Origin of the sequence: Xanthomonas sp. SHU 199 (assembly GCF_000364665.1) — a bacterium.
GTDB classification, from domain to species: Bacteria; Pseudomonadota; Gammaproteobacteria; order Xanthomonadales; family Xanthomonadaceae; genus Xanthomonas_A; species Xanthomonas_A sontii.
Genome location: NZ_AQOI01000227.1, coordinates 1 through 3,616, shown reverse-complemented (window position 1 = coordinate 3,616; position 3,616 = coordinate 1). Strand labels below are relative to the sequence as shown.

Below are 3,616 nucleotides of genomic sequence, written 5' to 3'. Positions count from 1 at the left end.
GGTCTCGATCGAGCCGCTGGAGGCGGGCGAGGCGCGGGTGCACCTGCGCGACGGCAGCCAGGTGCCGTGCAGCCGCCGCTACCGCGCCGCGCTGCGCGTGGCGGCCGGGGAGGGCGAGGCGGCGACCGTCGAGTAGTCCGGCGGCGCTGTGGCGCGGCGGCCGGAATTGCTAGAATCGCGCTCTTGTCTGCCGGAAACGCCGCAATGATCGAACTCAATCCGATTCGCCACCGCATCGCCGATCTGTCCGATCGGGTGCTGTCGCTACGGGGGTTTCTTTGACTACGACGCCAAGAAGGAGCGTCTAGAGGAAGTCACCCGGGAGCTGGAAAGCCCCGACGTCTGGAACGACCCCGAGCGCGCCCAGGGCCTGGGCCGCGAACGCGCCAGCCTGGAGAAGACCGTCGGCGGCATCGCCAGCGTGCTCGATGGCCTGAACGAATCGCTGGAATTCCTGGAACTGGCCGAAAGCGAGAACGACGAGGCCACCGCGCAGGCGGTGCTGGCCGACGTCGACCGCTTCCAGGCACAGGTGGAGAAGCTGGAGTTCCAGCGCATGTTCTCCGGGCAGATGGACGCCAGCAACGCCTTCGTCGACATCCAGGCCGGCGCCGGCGGCACCGAGGCCCAGGACTGGGCCGAGATCCTGCTGCGCATGTACCTGCGCTGGTGCGAGTCGCGCGGCTGGAAGACCGAGCTGATGGAAGTCTCCGGCGGCGAAGTGGCCGGGATCAAGTCCGCCACGCTGCGCGTGGAAGGCGACTTCGCCTACGGCTGGCTGAAGACCGAGACCGGCGTGCACCGGCTGGTGCGCAAGTCGCCGTTCGACTCGGACAACCGCCGCCATACCAGCTTCACCTCGGTGTTCGTGTCGCCGGAAGTGGACGACAACATCGACATCGACATCAATCCGGCCGATCTGAAGACCGACGTGTACCGGTCCTCCGGCGCGGGCGGCCAGCACGTCAACAAGACCGAGTCGGCGGTGCGCATCACCCACGTGCCCACCGGCATCGTGGTGGCCTGCCAGACCGGGCGCAGCCAGCACCAGAACCGCGACAACGCGATGAAGATGCTGGCCGCCAAGCTGTACGAGCTGGAGATCCAGAAGCGCAATGCCGAGCGCGATGCGGTGGAGGCGACCAAGTCCGACATCGGCTGGGGCAGCCAGATCCGCAACTACGTGCTCGACCAGAGCCGGATCAAGGATCTGCGCACCGGCGTGGAGCGCTCGGACACCCAGAAGGTGCTCGACGGCGACCTGGACGAGTTCGTCGAGGCCAGCCTCAAGTCCGGCCTGGAAGCCGGCGCGAAACGCAGCGACGCCTGAACCGGTGGCCTCCGTCCTGGCGACGGAGGCCGTGCGGCGGCACACGGCCCGCCGGCTGGTGCATTCTTTCCCTTCCTCACGCATCCCCCATCCCATGACCGAGCAGACCCCCGCGCCGTCCCTTCCCGTCGACGAGAACAGCCTCATCGCCGAACGGCGCGCCAAACTCTCCGCGCTGCGCGCGCAGGGCGTGGCCTATCCGAACGATTTCCGCCGCAGCGACTTCGCCGGCGATCTGCAGGCCGAGTTCGCCGACACCGAGCGCTGGACCGCCGAGGCGCTGGAGGCCCAGGGCCGCAGCCTGCGCCTGGCCGGGCGCCTGCTGGCCAAGCGAGTGATGGGCAAGGCCAGCTTCGTGCAACTGCAGGACGAGTCCGGGCGCATCCAGCTGTTCCTGCAGGCCAACGCCCTGGGCGAGGCCTACGATGCCTTCAAGGGCTGGGACATCGGCGACATCATCGGCGTGGAAGGCGGGCTGACCCGCACCAAGACCGGCGAGCTGTCGGTCAAGGCCACTGGCCTGCGGCTGCTGACCAAGGCGCTGCGGCCGCTGCCGGACAAGTGGCACGGCCTGTCGGACGTGGAGCAGCGCTACCGCCAGCGCTACGTCGACCTGATCGTGTCGCCGGAGGCGCGCGAGGTGTTCGTCAAGCGCTCCAAGATCATCCGCGCCATGCGCGCCTGGCTGGACGCGCGCCGCTTCCTGGAAGTGGAGACGCCGATGATGCATTACATCCCCGGCGGCGCCACAGCCAAGCCGTTCACCACCCACCACAACGCCCTGGACCTGGACCTGTACCTGCGGGTGGCCCCGGAGCTGTACCTGAAGCGCCTGGTGGTCGGCGGCCTGGAACGGGTCTACGAAATCAACCGCAATTTCCGCAACGAAGGCGTCAGCACCCGGCACAATCCGGAATTCACCATGATGGAGCTGTACGAGGCCTACGCCACGTACCACGAGGTGATGGACCTGACCGAGAACGTCATCCGCGACGTCGCCCGCGAGGTGCTGGGCACCACCCAGGTGCACTGGGACGGCGCCGACATCGACCTGGCGCCGGCGTTCCGCCGTTGGCGCATGGACGAGGCGGTGCGCCACCACAACCCGGAGATCAGCGCCGCCGACTGCACCGACCGCGAGGCCCTGCTGCGCCACTGCGAGCGGCTGAAGATCCGCACCAAGCCGTCCTACGGCTGGGGCAAGCTGCTGCTGGAGATCTTCGAGGCCACGGTCGAGCACACCCTGATCCAGCCGACCTTCATCACCGACCACCCGGTCGAGGTGTCGCCGCTGGCCCGCTCCAGCGACACCGAGCCGGGCTATACCGACCGCTTCGAGCTGTTCATCAACGGCAAGGAAATCGCCAACGGCTTCTCCGAGCTCAACGACCCGGAAGACCAGGCGGCGCGGTTCCAGGCACAGGTGGCGGCGAAGGACGGGGGGGACGACGAGGCCATGCACTTCGACGCCGACTACATCCGGGCGCTGGAAGTCGGGCTGCCGCCGACCGGCGGCCTGGGCATCGGCATCGACCGACTGGTAATGTTGCTCACCGGCAGCAGCTCGATCCGTGACGTGCTGCTGTTTCCGTACATGCGTCCGGAGGCTTAACCTAGCCGCGGACGAGGTGGCGCGGTTCTTGCACCAGGCGTTGCACGCAAAAGGAAGTGAGGTGGACGGGCCGGGGTGAGTCAGCGTCGGCGTGTTCCCGTTGTCGTCTCAGCAGCCCGCGCAGATGCGACGGGCGGAGGATTGCAGATGCATGATGCCAGCATGAGCCTCTCCGGCGCGTCCTCGAACGGGGACCGTCTCCACTGGGCGGACGGAAGCGACAATCGTTTGAACATCGTCATCGTCGACGATCAGACCTCCGCGCGGACGATGCTGCGGCATGTCATCGAGGACATCGCCCCGGAACTGACCGTGCGCGACTTCGGCGACTCGCAGGCCGCGCTGGCCTGGTGCGAGGCCGGCAAGGTCGACCTGTTGCTGCTCGACTACCGCATGCCGGGCATGGACGGGCTGGAGTTCGCGCGGCGCCTGCGCCGCCTGCCCAAGCACCGCGACATCCCGATCATCCTGATCACCGTGGTCGGCGACGAGCCGATCCGCCAGGCGGCGCTGGAAGCGGGGGTGATCGACTTCCTGGTCAAGCCGATCCGCCCGCGCGAGCTGCGCGCGCGTTGCCACAACCTGCTGCAACTGCGGCTGCAGAGCGAGAACATCAAGCAGCGCGCGATGTCGCTGGAGCAGCGCCTGCTGGCCAGCATGCGCGAGGTCGAGGA

Annotated in this window: 3 protein-coding genes and 1 pseudogene; all 4 read left to right on the top strand. The window is 68.0% G+C overall.

Annotation, left to right across the window (positions count from 1 at the left end):
- Positions 1–136 (top strand): annotated as a pseudogene (locus tag D183_RS26930) (LytTR family transcriptional regulator); the annotation flags it as partial.
- 68 nt (positions 137–204) lie between these two features.
- Positions 205–1,330, top strand: a protein-coding gene (prfB, locus tag D183_RS0109250) for a peptide chain release factor 2 (RefSeq protein ID WP_100224025.1) whose coding sequence is annotated in 2 segments (ribosomal slippage) — positions 205–279 and positions 281–1,330 — 1,125 coding nt in all. Because the reading frame shifts where the segments join, the coding sequence is not laid out codon by codon here.
- A 94-nt stretch (positions 1,331–1,424) separates the two neighbouring features.
- Complete coding sequence (gene lysS / locus D183_RS0109245; RefSeq protein WP_017908739.1) at positions 1,425–2,942, top strand: lysine--tRNA ligase; 1,518 nt, start codon at positions 1,425–1,427, stop codon at positions 2,940–2,942.
- A gap of 147 nt (positions 2,943–3,089) precedes the next feature.
- The coding region (locus D183_RS0109240) for a response regulator (protein WP_039726757.1) at positions 3,090–3,616 on the top strand (527 nt) is incomplete at its 3' end.

What these genes read in the sequence shown, in the direction of transcription:
- lysS (WP_017908739.1), top strand. Translation starts at nt 1,425, where the DNA reads ATGACCGAGCAGACCCCCGCGCCGTCCCTTCCCGTCGACGAGAACAGC.